Raw genomic sequence first — 13,924 nt, forward strand, 5'->3', positions numbered from 1 at the left:
ACAAACGAAAAGAGGAGGAGCCCTCATGATCGAACCGACGGCCCGCCATGTCCTCCCGGAGTTCACCGAGCGCACGACGCAGGGCGCACGCACGCTCGATCCGTACTCCAAGCTCTTCGACGAGCGCATCGTCTTCCTCGGCACGCCGATCGACGACACCGCGGCCAACGACGTGATGGCACAGCTGATCCACCTCGAACACGCCGCTCCCGACCAGGCCATCTCGCTCTACATCAACTCCCCCGGCGGCTCGTTCACCGCGATGACCGCGATCTACGACACGATGCAGTTCGTCACCAGCCCCATCGAGACGGTCTGCCTCGGCCAGGCCGCCTCCGCCGCCGCCGTCCTGCTCGCCGCCGGCCACCCCGGCCGCCGCCTCGCGCTCCCCGGCGCCCGGGTCCTCATCCACCAGCCGTCCTTCAGCGAACCGATCGAGGGGCAGGCCACCGACCTGGACCTCCAGGCCCGCGAACTGCTCCGCACCCGCGACCTGTTGGAGGAGCTGCTCGCCCGGCACACCGGCCGGCCGCGCGAGCAGATCGCCGCCGACATCGAACGGGACAAGATCCTCGACGCGCGGCAGGCCGTGGCCTACGGGCTGATCGACGACGTCACCCGCGGGCGCAAGGCCTCGGCGGGCCTGTCCGGCGGGGCTCCGGGTGCGGGCTCCGGTACGGCTCCCGGCGCGAGGTGAGGGAATGGCCGCCCTCCCTCCCGAGCTGCCGCCGCTGCCCGCGCTGACCAGGGCCGAAGGCGCCTTCATCGACAGCTACCTCCAGGTGCTGGACCTGCTGGGACGGATCAACCCGGCCCGCGGCAACGGCACGTATCAGGGACTGCGGGCCGCGCAGGCACTCGTCGGCCGGGCCGCGGATTTGCGGGACGCGCTGGCGCTGATGCACGAGCGCGGCGAGACGGAGCTGCACGCCGACACCCTCACCCGCGCGCTCCGGGTGCTGGACGGGGAGCGGCGGGCCGGTCTCGTCGCCGTCCCGCCGCCTGCTGAGGAATGACGGGACGATTCCGTTCCCTGGGGCCTCCGGCACCCGATCGGTCTCCGCCCGTTGGAGTGCCTCCGGGTGCGACTGATGCGGGGCTCGACTTGCGCGCCGCGCCGACGTGTCGGATTGCGGACCGTACGACAGCGCCGGTACGGGGGTGCGTACGGCCCTCGGTCCGCTCGACGCACGGCGCCTGTCCACCCGAATGGATCAAGCGTGACGACCCTCACACCAGGCATGTTCCACTCCGGCTTCACCGGTGCCTTGCGCAACGATCCCTCCGACGACAAGCCCCCGCCACAGCGGCGGGGCGGTCCGGGCGGACGCCGAATCCTGCCGCCGTACCCGGACGTCTGGTCGATACACGTGGACCGGCAGGAGCGGAGGACCCGAGCACGACGGGGCCACCGGCCGACCGCTCTTGCGGCCGGCGGTCCCTTGGGGTGAAGCCGGTGCCCGCCTTCGGGCGGCAGCACATCCGGCCGGGCATCTTCGCCTGCCCGAACCCGACAGGTCTTCCTTCGCAGGCGGCTGACGAAGGAGTGCGCATGTCTGCGCGCGATGATCATCCTGCTTCCGGTGTGCCCGCCCTGGTGTCCCGCGCCGCGGCGGTTTCGGTGCTCACGCTGGCACTGGTGGGAGGCGGGGGCCTGGTCCCCGGCAGCACGGCGGACGCGACGGCGGCACCCGCCGCGGCGTCCACGGCGGTGTCCGCGACGGCCGCGGTCACCGCGGCCTCGTCGGGGTCCGGCCACCGGGCGCTGCGGATCGCGGCGTCGAAGAAGGGATCGCCGTACCGCTGGGGAGCCACGGGCCCGCACAGCTTCGACTGCTCGGGGCTGACGCAGTACGCGTTCAAGCGCGTGGGAAAGCGGCTGCCACGCACGGCGGATTCCCAGTACCGCCACGTCCGGCACGTCAGCGCCTCCGCACGAAAGCGGGGTGACCTGGTCTTCTTCCACTCCGGTCGCTCGGTGTACCACGTGGGCATCTACGCCGGAAAGGGCCGCATCTGGCACGCCCCCAAGCCCGGCGCCTCGGTCCGCAAGGAACGCATCTGGACCCGAAGCGTCTGGTACGGCCGCGCGTAAGGGTCCATAGGCCGACAGGGGCCCCGGGGAGCCGAACCGCGGCGGCTTCCCCGGGTTTCCGAGCCGGACCACCGAGATCCCTTACGAAAAGCCCCCGTCCCGCCGTCCGTTGTCCGGTGGTCCGGTCCGGCCGCGCAGGCCGGCGGAGGTGCGATCGCTTGCGCATCCGCTCCCTCACCGACCACCGTGCGACGAACAGCGCGACGCTCGCTTCCAGCAGCCCCGCCCGTCGAAGACCGGCGGCCGCATGCGCCACGTCCTGGCCGGACTCCGCCGCCGTGCGCAGATCCGCAGGCTTCGCGTCGCCTCCGATGCGCGCCGCGAGCCGCTCCGCCTTGTCCGCGTCCCGCCCCCCCCGATGGTGACCTCGTGCCCGGCCCCCGCACCCGGTGGGCACCACTCGGTACGTGACCGACGCCTTCCTCGCCGACTGCCGCGCCCGCCTCGCCTTCGACCTGCTGCCGAACACCTGGAACGCCGTGGTGCTCTGGGCACTGCGCGAGGGGCCCCAGCCCCGGTCGAACTACGGGAGCGGATCGGGGGCATCAGCCACCGCACGATACGAATATCTGTGTGGACAGGGCGGGTTGGTTGTCGTAGCTTCCGCTGGCGGCCATGAGGGTGCCGTTCGGGGCGGGGCCAGGGGGGCTTCGACGATTACGGGGGGGGACGCGCCATGTTGTGTTCGGGCTGTCGGATGATGACGGCTGATACCGCGGGCGGTTTATGTGAGGTGTGTGCTGAGGAGCCCGCACCCGTGTCCATGCCCGTTCCCGCGCCCGCGGAAAAGGCGGTGACGGCAAGTGGCGGGAGACGCGGGGCGCTTGTTTCACCGGTTCGGTGGGCGGCGGTTGTGGTGGTACTGCTGGGCGTGTTCATTGCGGTGGACGTGCTGATACTGGCCGCCGACGGGCGGTATTTGCGTGTGCTGGGGGAATTGGCGGCGGAGAAGGGGGATTTTGACGGCTCGGCCCTCGAGTCCTTCGGGGCGGAGTTCGCTGCGGCTGAAGAGGATTACTCGTTTTACGGGAATCTCTCCTCCCAGCTTCTGCCGGTCGTCGCGGTGGCGTTCCTCTTCTGGTTCTTCCGTACCAGAATCAACGGCGAGGTCTTCGCTCCCGACGGTCACCGGAGGGGGCGGCTCTGGACGGTCGGCGCGTGGGTCACCCCGATCGTCAATCTGTGGTTTCCGCGGCAGCTCGCCGGGGACATCTGGAAGGCCAGCAGCCCACCCGGGAGCCGAGTTTCGTATGTCGTGGTGAATGCCTGGTGGGGGATGTGGGTCGCGACGAATCTCCTTGGTGTTGTCGGCAGTTCTCAGATGCGCGGAGCCGACGGGTTCGGGGAGTTGCGGGCGGCGGTGCGTACGCTGTTTCTGTCCGATCTGCTGGACGCGGCCGCCGCTGTCCTCGCGATCGTGTTCGTGTGGCGGCTCACCGCGCTGCAGCACGTACGGATCAACACGCCCACCCCGCTCCCGGAACCGGCGTAGGCGCGCCGCATGGGCCACGTGTGGGGCGAGGTGCTGGACGCCGCTGCCGGCGGTGCGTTTCCGGCTGCTGACGGGAGCGTCACCGTGCTGCCGCCGGTGTCGGAACGCGACAGCGGTGTCCTCTCGTTCTCGGGGTGCGCGTTCGTGTGCGCCGACGTCTCCCCCGACTGGGTGCGACGGCGGATCACGCCGGGGGATCCGGCGGCTCCGTTGAGCCCGGGGTTCCTGGCCGCGCTGGCGGACCGTACCGGCCGTACGGTCGAGGGCATCGACATGCTCATGGTCGCCGAACCGCTCCCGGGGCCGCCGCCGTTGGCACTGCGGGAGATCCGCGATCCGGCGCACCCGCGTCTCGCACGCGCGTTGCGCCATCGCGACGACGTACGGGCGTGGACCGTCGGCCTGACCGGCGACCTGACTGTTGACTTGGCCGCCGACCTGGCCTTGGAAGGGGCTGCCGACGGAGACGGGCACTGCGTCGTGGTGCTCGGCCGCGGTGTCGCGGGGCGGTGGGAGGTGGCGTTCGAGGTGCCCGAGGCCGCGCGCGGACACGGGCTCGGCCGGCGGCTGGCGGTGGCGGCCCGTCATCTCGTACCGGCGGACCGGCCCCTATGGGCTCAGGTCGCCCCGGCGAACGCCGCCAGCGTGCGGGCGCTGCTCGCGGCAGGCTTCACCCCGGTCGGCGCCGAGGCACTCCTCGCGGCGAGGGAGAGCGGAACGCCGAACGCCGTCGACTGCACGACGGACGCCCGTCGCACGATGGACACCGGCTGAACGGCGGACACCGGCCGCATGTGGAACACCGGCCGGGTCTCGGCCGGGAAGGGCCTCGCGTGCACACCATACGGACACCCGGACAGCCCTCCGGACCCCAACCGCGTGCGGCGAATGATCTCGGCCGCATTGGCGGCGGTCGCTCACGCCGCGGTCCTCGCTCACCCCTTCGCACCGCGGGGAGCGGCTCGCGGGGCCGGGGTCGGCCAGGGGAGGGCGACCCAGACCGTCTTGCCGCCGGCGTCGGTAGGTTCGATGGTGATCTTTCCGCCGGATTCCGCGACGAGGGTGCGGATGATGACGAGCCCGCGGCCGTTGTCCTGCTGGACGGCGGCCGGGAGCCGGCGCGGCATGCGGGGGTGACTGTCCGTGACACCGATGGTCAGGACTTCGTCCCGGTCGAGGTGGAGGACGACGGTGAAGGCCGGGGATCTGCCGAGGGTGTGGACGACGGCGTTGGTGGCCAGTTCGGAGACGATGAGCAGCACGGTGTCGTGGAGGTCCGCGCGTTCCGCGCCACCCGCTTCGTCCCACCCCGAGAGGACTCCAGTAACGTATCTGCGCGCCGTTGGTACGGACTCCGGCGCGCTCGGCAGGGTCAGTGATGCTTCCTGGTGGTCTGCCATCGCCGCGCCCGTCCCTTTCCCGCCCGAGGCCGTCTCTTCGCTGGGCAGGGGCATGATCAGGTCCGAAAATCGGCCCCGTGCCGCTGCTTTGCGCCAGACTGCCACCCATGCTGCCCCTGCCGTGAGCCATCCACCAAGATATGCATATATCTGTCGCTCGAAGCGGTGAACTCTGCTACGCGAGACCGTATTTGGGCGGCACACTGACGCATCGGTGTCAGTTATGACGAGTCGCGGTTATCCGTGAGGAGGGTTCATGCACCACGGTCCCGCAGTGCGCCGTCGCAAGCTCGGTGCGGAGTTGAGGCGCCGTCGGAATCTGGCCGGGCTCACCAGCGGCGAGGCCGCCCGCCTTGTGGGCTGGCACCAGTCGAAGGTGAGCCGGATCGAGACCGGCCGGAGCGGAGTGCGTCCGGCCGACGTGGAACGGCTGCTGGACGCGTATGACGTACGCGACGAGGAGTCGCGTGCACTGCTGGCCGCGCTGTGCGGCCAGGACGCGGGCGGCGGGGGCGGAGGGGACGCGGGACGAGGCTGGTGGCACACCTACCGTGACCTGCTGCCGCCGCAGTACCGGGATTTCATCAGCCTGGAGGCCGGCGCCTCGCACGCGCGGACGCTGGAGACGACGGTGGTACCGGGGCTGTTGCAGACCCCGGACTACGCACGGGCGGTCACCCGGGCGGCCCTGGCCGACCTGCCGCAGAGCAGAATCGATGCGCTGGTCGGTGTCCGCATGGAGCGTCAGAACGTGCTGCACGGGGACGATCCACTGAATCTTTCAGCCGTGTTGGACGAGGCCGTCCTACGCCGTCCGGCGGGTGGTCCGGAGGTGATGAAGGACCAATTGCGGCATCTGCTTCAGGTCATGGAACTGCCGCACGTGCGGCTGCAGGTGCTGCCGTTTGCAGCCGGTGTCCACATCGGCATCACCGGCCCTTTCGTTATCTTCTCCTTTCCGCTCATTGCTGACTTGGATGTGGTGGTTCTCGACCATTTGACGAGTAGCCTCTACCTCGAACGCAAAGAGGACCTCAGGGCGTACAGCGATGCATTCGACACGCTGCGGGGGCACGCCCTCTCATGCGAGGAATCATCGGCTTTGATTGCCCAGATCGCAGACGGCTGAGTGGCCTGGTCTGGGCGCGTTGAGGAGGCTCCAACATGACGGCATCGCCGCGGTACGTACCCGCCAGCACCGCCCTTACGGGCGCGTGCTGGGTGCGCAGCACGCGCAGTACGGGAATGAACAACTGCGTCGAGACCGCCCGGGTCAACGGTGAAACTCTCGCCGTTCGCGACTCGAAGGACATTTCGGGGCCCGCGTTGCTGTTCGCGGGCTCCGCGTGGCGGGCTTTTGTCGACGCCCTGCACACCGGTGAGCCCACAAAGGCGGGCTGATCCGGACACCTTCGAGGAACCGGTTCAAGAATAAAATTCGGCGACCGGTTCCGGGGAAATAGTTCAAGCGGTCGGTGCGGTCGAAAGGATCGCGCCGACCGCTTCGTCCATCTGGCGGTCGGTCAGGTCCCCGCGGGCGGTCAGCCGCAGCCGCGAAATGCCGTCGGGAACGGACGGCGGGCGGAAACAGCCGACGGCCAGACCGGCCGCGCGGCAGTCCGCCGCCCACTGCACCGCCTGCTCGGGGGAGGGGGCGCGCACGGACACCACGGCGGCGTCCGGGAGGACCGCCGCGAGCCCCGCGGCCGTCAGCCGCCGATGAAGCGTACGGGCCACGGCACGGGCCCGGCCGGCCCGCTCGGGCTCCCGGCGCAGCAGTCGGAGCGCGGCGAGCGCGCCACCGGCCGCAGCCGGCGCCAGCCCCGTGTCGAAGATGAACGTACGGGCCGTGTTGACCAGGTGCTCGATGACCTTCGCCGGGCCGAGCACGGCACCGCCCTGACTGCCCAGGGACTTGGAGAGGGTCATGGTGGCGACCACGTCCCGGTCCCCCGCCAGGCCCGCGTCCCACAGCGCGCCGCGCCCGCCCTCCCCCAGGACGCCCAGCCCGTGCGCGTCGTCCACCAGCAGCGCCGCGCCGTGCGCGCGGCAGGCGGTGGCGTACGCGGCCAGCGGCGCGGCATCGCCGTCCACCGAGAAGACCGAGTCCGAGACGACCACGGCGCGGCCCTCGTGGTCCGGTTCGGCGCGCGCGGCGTCGAGCGTCTTGTGCACCGCCTCGGGGTCGCTGTGCGGCACCACGGCCGTACGGGCGCGCGAGAGCCGGCAGCCGTCGATGAGCGAGGCGTGGTTCCCGGCGTCGGAGACGACCAGGGAGCCGCGCCCGGTGAGCGCGGTGACGGCCGCGAGATTGGCCGCGTAACCCGAAGAGAGCACCAGAGCCGCTTCAAAACCGCAGTATTCGGCCAGTTCGGCTTCGAGCCGGGCATGAAGTTCCGTGGTACCGGTGACCAGCCGGGAGCCGGTCGCGCCGGCGCCCCAGCGGTGCGCGGCGGCCGCGGCGGCCCGGGTGACCTCGGGGTGCCGGGCGAGGCCGAGGTAGTCGTTGCTCGCCAGATCCAGCAGGGCCGAGTCGGCCGGGCGGGGCTTCAGAGTCCGTACGAGCCCCGCTCTGCGGCGCTTCTCGCGCGCCTCGTCGATCCAGTCGAAGGGGTCGTCACCGGACGGGACGGCGGCGGGGTCGGCAGGCATCGGCATCCTCGGGTTTGTTGGCTGTCGATAGACGTTAGCGGTCGTTACGCCTGTCTACGGTGTGGCAATACACACACCCCCAACCTGCGGCGTTGTCGGAATCCTCCTTGGCCGGGGCCGGTGCCGTAAGCCAGGATCTTCGCCATGGACCTGCTGAACGCTCTGGTGGAGAAGGGACTGCGGCGCGAGTCGCCGTCCCGCGAAGAGGCACTCGCCGTACTGGCGACATCCGATGACGAGCTGCTCGACGTCGTGGCGGCGGCGGGCAAGGTCCGCCGCCAGTGGTTCGGGCGGCGGGTGAAGCTCAACTACCTGGTCAACCTGAAGTCGGGCCTGTGCCCGGAGGACTGCTCGTACTGCTCCCAGCGGCTGGGCTCGAAGGCCGAGATCCTCAAGTACACCTGGCTCAAGCCCGACGAGGCCTCCAAGGCGGCCGCCGCCGGCGTCGCGGGCGGCGCCAAGCGGGTGTGCCTCGTGGCGAGCGGTCGCGGGCCGACGGACAAGGACGTGGACCGGGTCTCGGAGACGATCTCGGCCATCAAGGAGCAGAACGAGGGTGTGGAGGTCTGCGCCTGTCTGGGCCTGCTCTCCGACGGCCAGGCGTCGCGCCTGCGGGACGCGGGCGCCGACGCGTACAACCACAACCTCAACACGTCCGAGGCGCAGTACGGACAGATCACCACAACCCATACGTACGCGGACCGGGTCTCGACCGTGCAGCAGGCCCAGGCGGCCGGCATGTCGGCGTGTTCCGGCCTGATCGCGGGCATGGGCGAGACCGACGAGGACCTGGTCGACGTGGTCTTCTCGCTGCGCGAGCTGGACCCGGACTCGGTACCGGTCAACTTCCTGATCCCCTTCGAGGGAACTCCGCTGGCCAAGGAGTGGCACCTCACCCCGCAGCGCGCCCTGCGCATCCTGGCCATGGTCCGCTTCGTCTGCCCGGACGTGGAGGTACGGCTGGCCGGCGGGCGCGAGGTGCACCTGCGGACGCTCCAGCCGCTGGCGCTGCACCTGGCCAACTCCATCTTCCTGGGCGACTACCTCACCAGTGAGGGCCAGGCAGGCAAGGACGACCTGGCGATGATCGAGGACGCCGGGTTCGAGGTCGAGGGCGCCGGCACCACCACGCTGCCCGCGCACCGCGCCGACGCGCTCGCCGCGGCCGGCTGCGGCAGCCACACCGAGGAGCCCGCCGCCGGCGGCTGCGGCGGACACGGTGGCGGCGGTGGCTGCGGGCCGTGCGGTGACGGCGACGCGGAGCCGGAGCCGGTGGCCACCGAGCCCGAGCCGGTACCCGCCGGCGCGGTCGCGGAGGCGCGGGACACCGACGGCGTCCGTACCGACCTGGTCTCGGTACGCCGCCGGGGCGCCGGCACCGACCTGCCGCCCAATGCCTGAGCCGATGAACGTGCGCGACCTGCTGGCCCTGGACCGGCAGCACGTGTGGCATCCGTACGGCCCGATGCCCGGCACGGACGATCCGCTGGTGATCGAGTCCGCCGCCGGGGTCCGGCTGCGCACCGCCGAACCGGTGCAGGGCCACACCGAGCTGGTCGACGGGATGTCGTCCTGGTGGTCGGCGATCCACGGCTACAACCACCCGGTACTGAACGAGGCCGCGCGCGGTCAGCTGGACCGGATGAGCCATGTGATGTTCGGCGGGCTCACCCACGAGCCCGCCGTCCGGCTCGCGAAGCGGCTCGCCGACATCGCGCCGGGCGACCTGGAGCACGTCTTCCTGTGCGACTCCGGGTCCGTCTCGGTCGAGGTGGCCGCCAAGATGTGCCTGCAGTACTGGCGTTCGCTGGGCCGTCCGGCCAAGCAGCGGCTGCTGACCTGGCGCGGCGGCTACCACGGTGACACCTGGCAGCCGATGTCGGTGTGCGACCCGGACGGCGGGATGCACGACCTGTGGTCCGGGGTACTGCCCCGGCAGGTCTTCGCCGACGAGCCGCCGGCCGGCTTCGACGCGCCCCTGGACGAGGCGTACGCCGACCACCTGCGGGAGCTGATCGGCGCGCACGCCGACGAACTGGCCGCGGTGATCGTCGAGCCGGTCGTGCAGGGCGCGGGCGGCATGCGCTTCCACTCCCCCGCCTACCTGCGGGTGCTGCGGGAGGCGTGCGACGCGCACGACGTGCTGCTGGTCTTCGACGAGATCGCCACCGGCTTCGGCCGGACCGGCGAACTCTTCGCCGCCGGACACGCGGACGTCGCGCCGGACGTGATGTGCGTCGGCAAGGCGCTGACCGGCGGCTATCTGACGATGGCGGCAACCCTGTGCACACCGAGGGTGGCCGACGGGATCTCCCGCGGCGAGGTGCCGGTGCTCGCGCACGGGCCTACGTTCATGGCCAACCCGCTGGCCGCCGCGGTCGCCAACGCCTCGCTGGACGTCCTGCTCACGCAGGACTGGCGCCAGGAGATCAAGCGGATCGAGGCCGGGCTGCGCGACGGACTGGAACAGGCCAGGATAATCCCGGGCGTTCGGGACGTACGGGTACTGGGCGCCATCGGCGTCGTCCAGCTCGACCATCCCGTCGACATGACGGCCGCCTCCCGGGCCGCGGTCGGCGAGGGCGTCTGGCTGCGCCCCTTCCGCGACATGATCTACACGATGCCGCCGTACATCACCGGCGACGAGGACATCGCCCGTATCTGTGCCGCGGTGTGCGCTGCCGCGCGCGAGGGCTGAGAGGAACACGGTTCACATGTCGGTGCTGTTCATCACGGGCACGGGCACGGAGATCGGCAAGACGGTCACCACCGCCGCGATCGCCGCCGCCGAGTCGGCCCGCGGCCGGTCGGTCGCGGTGCTCAAGCCCGCCCAGACCGGGGTCGCGCCGGGCGAGCCGGGCGACGTGGCCGAAGTCGCGCGACTGGCGGGCTCCGGCGTCACCACCGCCGAACTCGCCCGTTATCCCGAACCGCTGGCGCCCGATACGGCGGCCCGACGGGCCGGGATGCCGACGCTGCGGCCGTACGAGATCGCCGAGGCCGCGGCCAAGCTGGCCACCGAGCACGACCTCGTGCTGGTCGAGGGCGCGGGCGGGCTGCTGGTCCGCTTCGACGAGGCGGGCGCGACGCTCGCCGACGCGGCGCGGGCAGCCGGTGCGCCGATGCTGGTCGTGGCCCAGGCGGGCCTGGGCACGCTCAACTCCACAGCGCTGACGGCCCTCGCACTGCGCACGATGGACATCGCGTGCGCGGGCGTGGTCGTCGGCAGCTGGCCCGCTGAGCCGGATCTGGCCTCGCGGTGCAACCTGGAGGACCTGCCGCGGTCGGCGGGGGCGCCGTTGCTCGGCCTTGTGCCGGCCGGGTCCGGCGCGTTGCCGCCTGCCCGGTTCCGGGCGGAGGCGGCGTCATGGCTGGCGCCGCGGCTCGGGGGGACCTGGCAGGGCTAGCGGTACGACGAAGGGGGCACCGGCTGCGAGCCGGTGCCCCCTTCGTCGCGGGCGCGGATCACTCCAGTTCCGCCCCCTTCCGCTCCGGAATCAGCAGCATCGCCGCCATGTCCAGGACGTAGATGACGGCGAGCAGGCCGATGGCCTTCTGGAAACCGTAGGTGGTGGCGACCAGGGCGACCACGAGCGGGGCCAGGCCGCCGATGCCGCGGCCGACGTTGAAGAGGACGTTCTGCGCGGTGGCACGGGCGTGCGTCGGGTACAGCTCGGCGATGAGCGCGCCGTAGCCGCCGGTCATGCCGTTGACGAACGCGCCCATGACCGCGCCGCCTATGAGGAGCGCGGTGGGCGTGGACAGCGTGGCGTACGCGAGGACCGTGACGACCGAACCGGCCTGGAATATCCAGAAGGTGGGGCGGCGGCCGATGCGGTCGGCGAGGTGCCCGAAGGCGAGGATGCCGCAGGCCATGCCGACGACCGTCACCGCGGTCCAGGCGCCGGACTTGGTGAGGCTGTAGCCGAACTGCTGCGAGAGGTAGCTCGGCAGCCAGGTCATGATGCCGTAGTAGCCGAAGTTCTGTACCGAGGTCAGGACGAGGACGCCGAGGGTGGCGCGGCGCGCGGCCGGGGTGGCGACCAGGGAGCGCAGCGGCGCGGTGGCCGGGCGTTCGGCGGTCTTCGCCTCGGTGAAGGCGGCGGGCTCGTGCATGGTGCGGCGGAAGAGGAAGGCCGCGACGGCGGGCAGCACGCCGAGCGCGAAGAGGGCGCGCCAGCCCCAGGCTTCGATGACGGGGGCGGAGACCAGGGCGGCGGCGAGGACGCCGGTCTGCCAGCCGAGGCCGACGTACGAGGTGCCGCGGGCGCGCTTGCGGCTGGGGAAGGCCTCGGCGGCGAGCGCCATGCCGATGCCGAACTCGCCGCCGATGCCCATGCCCGCGACGAAGCGGGCGAGGGAGAGCTGGGTGAAGTCCTGGGCGAGCGCGGTGAGCCCGGTGAAGACGGCGAAGAGGATGATCGACCAGGTCAGGACGCGGATGCGGCCGAGACGGTCGGAGAGCACGCCGAAGAGGAGGCCGCCCGCGACGCAGCCGATGAGGGTGATCGTGGTGAGCGAGCCCGCCTGGGCGGGGCCCAAGTGCAGTCCGGCGGTGATCGCGGAGAGGGCGAAGCTGAGGATGAGGAGGTCGAAACCCTCCAGGCCGTAGCCGACGGCGGAGGCGAGTACCGCTTTGCGGGCGTAGGCGTCGGTGCGGGTGGCGGTCGGTTCCGTGGCCACGTCCGCGGGTGGGTTCGGCATGCGTCCTGGTCCTGCTCTTCCGTCCGTACGGGTTGGTGCTGGGCGTACGTCGGAGTGGGCAGGCGTGCGGCAAGGGGGACTCGGCCGCGGGCCCGCGCCGACGCGGCCGAGACGCCATTCTAGGCCGGGACCTTTGATGTCAGGTACACGCGGTAGTGACGGGCGACGGACGGGCGCCCCGGCGGCACAATCGGAATCGGGAGCCGTTGTCGTGTCGTACGGGAAGGGCGAGGCATGTCGCTGCGCAACAGAGGACACCGGACCGCTGTGCACCATCCGCTCTTCGCCCGCGCCTATGCGCGGCTCGGGCCGCTCGCCGATGTGCACGGCGGGGTGCGGCCACTCCGTCGCGAGCTGCTGGCGGGGCTGTCGGGGCGGGTCATCGAGATCGGCGCGGGCGGCGGGCTGAACTTCGCGCACTATCCGGGGACCGTCTCGGAGGTGGTGGCGATCGAGCCGGAGGCGACGCTGCGGCGGGCGGCGCGTACCGAGGCCGCGCGTGCCGAGGTGCCGGTGGACGTGGTGCCGGCGGTCGCCGAGGCGCTGCCGGTCAAGAGCGAGGCGTTCGACGCCGCGGTGGTGGCGCTGGTGTTGTGTTCCGTGCGGGACGTGGAGCGTGCACTGGCGGAGCTGCGGCGGGTGCTGCGGCCCGGTGCGGAGCTGCGGTTCTTCGAGCACGTACGGGCCGAGGGGCGCGGGCTGCGCGCGGTGCAGCGGGCTGTGGACCGTACGGTGTGGCCGCTGCTGAACGGCGGCTGTCACACGTCGCGGGACTCGCTGGCGGCGCTGCGGGACGCCGGTTTCACCGTGGAGCGGCACCGGCGGCTGCGCGTACCGCCGGGCGGTGTGACGCTGCCGTCGTCGCCGGCCGTGCTGGGTACGGCGCGGCGTCCGGAGACGGTGGCGTAGGGCCGTCTCCGGACGCCGGCCGCGTCCGCGGGACGGTCAGCGGGCCTCACCGGCCGCGCCGACGCGTCGTGCGGCGGGGGTACGTACGGTCGTGCACGCCACCTGCGCCCGCGAGGGCTTGGTGCCGCGCTGTACGGCGAGCGCGTCGGCGGCGCGGACCCGCGCCGCCGAGCCCCGCTGGAAGACCAGCACCACTGCCGGCCCTCCCCCTGCCCGCACATCCGCTCTAACGGACTGGACTTGCCGCCACTGGCCCTGAATGAGTACCAGGTCGCCCTGCCTCACCTGCAGCGCCCTCACCGCACCATCACAGCCCACACTTCTCTTCCCACCCCATCCGTGTGCGGCAGTCCGTTCAGTGCGCCCCCTCCCCCGGGAGCGTCCTTCGGTCCTGCCTGATTCGGTCCGGTTACTGTGGCGGCTCGTTCGCTTTCGCGCACACTCCGATCCGGTCACGTTGCCGACCCTTGGGTATACGCGCGTTGCGGGCGTCCGGGCGTTTGCTGAGCCGGTAGGGACGACCGGGTGGACCGCATTCAAGTGGCACTGGGTGCCATATACCGTCCGAGCAGGGCATGCGCTCCGCCCTGCCAGGCAAAAGTGCAATATTGCATTCGTCAGGACGGGTGCATGGATGCACCTTCGCGCGGGCGCACGCCGCCTTGATGGCAG

Annotated in this window: 15 protein-coding genes, 1 pseudogene and 1 riboswitch; of the genes and pseudogenes, 12 read left to right on the plus strand and 4 right to left on the minus strand. The window is 71.6% G+C overall.

What is annotated here, in order from left to right; translation table 11 throughout:
* Positions 1-25: 25 nt before the first annotated feature.
* From ACIGQF_RS00240 to ACIGQF_RS00265, 6 genes and pseudogenes are all read left to right on the plus strand, one after another.
* The gene (locus ACIGQF_RS00240; RefSeq protein ID WP_399703373.1) at positions 26-697 is read left to right on the plus strand and encodes an ATP-dependent Clp protease proteolytic subunit; all 672 of its coding nucleotides are present in this window, start codon (positions 26-28) and stop codon (positions 695-697) included.
* A 4-nt stretch (positions 698-701) separates the two neighbouring features.
* A complete protein-coding gene (locus tag ACIGQF_RS00245) occupies positions 702-1,016 on the plus strand; it encodes a hypothetical protein (protein WP_361561492.1) in 315 nt (104 codons plus the stop codon).
* 302 nt (positions 1,017-1,318) lie between these two features.
* Positions 1,319-1,549: riboswitch (cyclic di-AMP (ydaO/yuaA leader) on the plus strand.
* A 3-nt stretch (positions 1,550-1,552) separates the two neighbouring features.
* Positions 1,553-2,095 (plus strand): C40 family peptidase, encoded by a 543-nt coding sequence (locus ACIGQF_RS00250; RefSeq protein ID WP_399703375.1) that lies wholly within the window; start codon positions 1,553-1,555, stop codon positions 2,093-2,095.
* A 407-nt stretch (positions 2,096-2,502) separates the two neighbouring features.
* Positions 2,503-2,657: pseudogene (locus ACIGQF_RS00255) on the plus strand (winged helix-turn-helix transcriptional regulator); the annotation flags it as partial.
* A gap of 201 nt (positions 2,658-2,858) precedes the next feature.
* Positions 2,859-3,587 carry a DUF4328 domain-containing protein gene (locus ACIGQF_RS00260; protein ID WP_399704731.1) on the plus strand — a complete coding sequence of 243 codons (729 nt, stop codon included), beginning with the start codon at positions 2,859-2,861 and terminating at the stop codon, positions 3,585-3,587.
* Between the two features lie 9 nt (positions 3,588-3,596).
* Positions 3,597-4,361, plus strand: coding sequence for a GNAT family N-acetyltransferase (locus ACIGQF_RS00265; RefSeq protein WP_399703378.1), 765 nt, complete (start codon positions 3,597-3,599; stop codon positions 4,359-4,361).
* 161 nt (positions 4,362-4,522) lie between these two features.
* Here the strand turns inward: ACIGQF_RS00265 and ACIGQF_RS00270 are convergent, their stop codons facing one another.
* Entirely contained in the window at positions 4,523-4,987 is a 465-nt protein-coding gene (locus tag ACIGQF_RS00270; protein ID WP_399703380.1) for an ATP-binding protein, read from the minus strand.
* Between the two features lie 256 nt (positions 4,988-5,243).
* On the opposite strand from ACIGQF_RS00270, the gene ACIGQF_RS00275 reads away from it, so the two are divergent.
* Positions 5,244-6,116: a helix-turn-helix domain-containing protein gene (locus ACIGQF_RS00275; protein WP_399703382.1), complete on the plus strand. Its 873-nt coding sequence runs from the start codon at positions 5,244-5,246 to the stop codon at positions 6,114-6,116.
* Positions 6,117-6,151: 35 nt separating this feature from the next.
* Positions 6,152-6,388 (plus strand): DUF397 domain-containing protein, encoded by a 237-nt coding sequence (locus tag ACIGQF_RS00280; RefSeq protein ID WP_361561497.1) that lies wholly within the window; start codon positions 6,152-6,154, stop codon positions 6,386-6,388.
* Positions 6,389-6,451: 63 nt separating this feature from the next.
* Here ACIGQF_RS00280 and ACIGQF_RS00285 read toward each other — a convergent pair whose 3' ends face one another.
* Positions 6,452-7,639 carry an 8-amino-7-oxononanoate synthase gene (locus tag ACIGQF_RS00285; protein WP_399703385.1) on the minus strand — a complete coding sequence of 396 codons (1,188 nt, stop codon included), beginning with the start codon at positions 7,637-7,639 and terminating at the stop codon, positions 6,452-6,454.
* 144 nt (positions 7,640-7,783) lie between these two features.
* Here ACIGQF_RS00285 and bioB point away from each other — a divergent pair, with 144 nt between their 5' ends.
* Genes bioB through bioD form a run of 3 tightly spaced genes read left to right on the plus strand, consistent with a single transcriptional unit; the run spans position 7,784 to position 11,046 of the window.
* The gene (gene bioB / locus ACIGQF_RS00290; protein ID WP_399703388.1) at positions 7,784-9,040 is read left to right on the plus strand and encodes a biotin synthase BioB; all 1,257 of its coding nucleotides are present in this window, start codon (positions 7,784-7,786) and stop codon (positions 9,038-9,040) included.
* A complete protein-coding gene (locus tag ACIGQF_RS00295) occupies positions 9,033-10,337 on the plus strand; it encodes an adenosylmethionine--8-amino-7-oxononanoate transaminase (RefSeq protein ID WP_399703390.1) in 1,305 nt (434 codons plus the stop codon). Before bioB ends, ACIGQF_RS00295 begins: the two co-directional genes overlap by 8 nt.
* Before the next feature lie 16 nt (positions 10,338-10,353).
* Positions 10,354-11,046: a dethiobiotin synthase gene (gene bioD, locus ACIGQF_RS00300; RefSeq protein ID WP_399703393.1), complete on the plus strand. Its 693-nt coding sequence runs from the start codon at positions 10,354-10,356 to the stop codon at positions 11,044-11,046.
* A gap of 58 nt (positions 11,047-11,104) precedes the next feature.
* Here the strand turns inward: bioD and ACIGQF_RS00305 are convergent, their stop codons facing one another.
* Positions 11,105-12,343, minus strand: a complete 1,239-nt coding sequence (locus tag ACIGQF_RS00305; RefSeq protein WP_399703396.1) for an MFS transporter — start codon at positions 12,341-12,343, stop codon at positions 11,105-11,107.
* 234 nt (positions 12,344-12,577) lie between these two features.
* Here ACIGQF_RS00305 and ACIGQF_RS00310 point away from each other — a divergent pair, with 234 nt between their 5' ends.
* Positions 12,578-13,252, plus strand: coding sequence for a class I SAM-dependent methyltransferase (locus ACIGQF_RS00310; RefSeq protein ID WP_399703398.1), 675 nt, complete (start codon positions 12,578-12,580; stop codon positions 13,250-13,252).
* A 36-nt stretch (positions 13,253-13,288) separates the two neighbouring features.
* Here the strand turns inward: ACIGQF_RS00310 and ACIGQF_RS00315 are convergent, their stop codons facing one another.
* On the minus strand, positions 13,289-13,447 hold the full coding sequence (locus tag ACIGQF_RS00315) for a hypothetical protein (RefSeq protein ID WP_361561504.1): 159 nt from the start codon (positions 13,445-13,447) through the stop codon (positions 13,289-13,291).
* Between the last annotated feature and the right edge of the window lie 477 nt (positions 13,448-13,924).

This window comes from Streptomyces sp. NPDC053560 (assembly GCF_044544605.1).
Taxonomy (GTDB): Bacteria; Actinomycetota; Actinomycetes; order Streptomycetales; family Streptomycetaceae; genus Streptomyces.